The following is a 2,558-nucleotide window of genomic DNA, read 5'->3' as shown; positions in this document are numbered from 1 at the left end:
GGCGGCGGGACACTCCTCCCCAACGAGGAGCTATCTATCTGGAAGGATAGCGATCATGACGAAGACCGTCACACCGCCGGACGTGCGTCCGAACAATACCCATTTTTCTTCTGGCCCGTGCTCGAAGCGCCCCAACTGGTCGCTCGATGCGCTTTCCGATGCACCTCTCGGTCGTTCGCACCGCGCCAAGATCGGCAAGACCAAGCTCAAGCAGGCCATCGATCTCACCCGTGACGTCCTGGAAGTTCCCGCGGATTACCGCATCGGCATCGTGCCCGCTTCGGACACCGGTGCCGTCGAAATGGCGCTGTGGTCGCTGCTCGGCCCGCGTGGCGTCGACATGGTCGCCTGGGAAAGCTTCGGTTCGGGCTGGGTGTCGGACGTCGTCAAGGAGCTGAAGCTCCCGGACACGCGCAAGATCACGGCCGACTACGGCCTTCTCCCCGACCTTTCCACGATCGATTTCGACCGTGACGTGGTCTTCACCTGGAACGGCACGACTTCGGGCGTGCGCGTGCCGAACGCCGATTTCATCCCGGCTGACCGCAAGGGCCTGACGATCTGCGACGCGACCTCGGCCGCCTTCGCGCAGAACCTCGATTTCGCCAAGCTCGATGTCGTCACCTTCTCCTGGCAGAAGGTTTTGGGCGGCGAGGGCGCACATGGCGTCATCATCCTGTCACCGCGCGCTGTGGAACGCCTCGAGAGCTACACGCCTTCCTGGCCGATGCCGAAGATCTTCCGCATGACCAAGGGCGGCAAGATCATCGAGGGCATCTTTCAGGGCGAGACGATCAACACACCCTCCATGCTCTGCGTCGAGGATTACATCGATGCGCTGCTTTGGGCAAAGCAGGTCGGCGGTCTCAAGGGGCTGATGGCCCGCGCCGATGCCAATGCCAAGGTCATCTTCGATTTCGTTGAGCAGAACGACTGGATCGAGAACCTCGCCAAGGACCCGGCGACGCGTTCCAACACCTCGGTGTGTCTGACGATTGCCGACAAGGATGTGCTGGCGCTCGACGCCGACGCCCAGGCTGCTTTCGCCAAGGGCCTCGTATCGCTTCTCGACAAGCAGGGTGTCGCCTTTGACATCGGCGCCTACCGCGATGCCCCGTCGGGCCTGCGCATCTGGGCCGGTGCGACCATCGACACCGCCGATCTCGAGGCATTGATGCCCTGGCTGACCTGGGCCTTCGAGACCCAGAAGGCGACGCTTGCCAAGGCGGCGGCCTGATTTTCGCGACCGGCTTCGTCCCATGGGCGAAGCCACCCTTTGTCTCATCTCCCCAGACCGATTTAAGGAGGCCTCCCATGGCACCTCGCGTACTCGTATCTGACGAATTGTCGGAAACCGCCGTCCAGATTTTCCGCGATCGCGGCGTCGAAGTCGATTTCCAGCCGAAGCTCGGCAAGGACAAGGAAAAGCTCGCCGAGATCATCGGCAACTATGACGGCCTCGCCATCCGCTCGGCCACCAAGGCGACGGAGAAGCTGATCGCCGCCGCGACCAACCTCAAGGTCATCGGCCGCGCCGGCATCGGCGTCGACAATGTCGATATCCCGGCTGCATCGCGCCGCGGCATCATCGTCATGAACACGCCCTTCGGCAACTCGATCACGACCGCCGAACACGCCATCGCGCTGATGTTCGCCGTTGCCCGCCAGCTGCCGGCCGCCGACCAGTCGACCCAGGCCGGCAAGTGGGAAAAATCGAAGTTCATGGGTGTCGAAATCACCGGCAAGCTGCTCGGCGTCATCGGCGCCGGCAATATCGGCGGCATCGTCTGCAAGAAGGCCATCGGCCTTGGCATGCATGTCATTGCCTACGATCCTTTCCTTTCGGCCGAACGCGCCCAGGAAATGGGCGTCGAGAAGGTGGAGCTGGACGACCTGCTCGCCCGCGCCGATATCATCACGCTGCACGTGCCGATGACCGACAAGACCCGCGGCATCCTGAACAAGGAAGCGCTGGCCAAGACCAAGAAGGGCGTTCGCATCATCAACTGCGCCCGTGGCGGTCTGGTCGATGAGGCAGCCCTTGCCGAAGCCATCAAGTCCGGCCATGTCGCAGGTGCCGGCTTCGACGTGTTCGAAGTTGAGCCCGCGACGGAAAGCCCGCTTTTCGGCCTGGAAAACGTCGTCTGCACGCCGCATCTCGGCGCCTCCACCACGGAAGCACAGGAGAACGTCGCCCTGCAGGTCGCCGAGCAGATGTCGGATTACCTCGTCAAGGGCGCCGTCTCCAACGCCATCAACATGCCGTCGATCACCGCCGAGGAAGCGCCGATCCTGAAGCCCTTCATCCGCCTTGCGGATGTGCTCGGCGCCTTCGTCGGACAGGTTACGGAAAGCGCGATCAAGGAAATCGAGATCCTCTATGACGGCGCGACCGCGTCGATGAACACCAAGGCGCTGACGAGCGCCGTGCTTGCCGGCCTCATCCGCCCGCAGGTTGCTGACGTCAACATGGTCTCGGCCCCGGTCATGATCAAGGAAAAGGGCGTCATCCTCTCGGAAGTGAAGCGCGACAAGTCGGGCGTCTTCGACGGCTATAT

General features: G+C 62.7%; 2 protein-coding genes. Both read left to right on the top strand.

Annotated elements, in window-relative coordinates; genetic code table 11:
• The first annotated feature begins 55 nt into the window (after positions 1 to 55).
• The gene (locus ACOZKU_RS13715) at positions 56 to 1,237 is read left to right on the top strand and encodes a phosphoserine transaminase (protein WP_421579358.1); all 1,182 of its coding nucleotides are present in this window, start codon (positions 56 to 58) and stop codon (positions 1,235 to 1,237) included.
• Positions 1,238 to 1,314: 77 nt separating this feature from the next.
• On the top strand, positions 1,315 to 2,558 hold a 1,244-nt coding region (serA, locus tag ACOZKU_RS13710; RefSeq protein ID WP_421579357.1), incomplete at its 3' end, for a phosphoglycerate dehydrogenase.

This window comes from Shinella sp. M31, from assembly GCF_049199205.1.
Taxonomy (GTDB): Bacteria; Pseudomonadota; Alphaproteobacteria; order Rhizobiales; family Rhizobiaceae; genus Shinella.
Note: the sequence above shows the minus strand (reverse complement) of the source record. Positions and strands in the feature narration are given on the sequence as shown.

What these genes read in the sequence shown, in the direction of transcription:
- ACOZKU_RS13715 (WP_421579358.1), top strand. Translation starts at nt 56, where the DNA reads ATGACGAAGACCGTCACACCGCCGGACGTGCGTCCGAACAATACCCAT.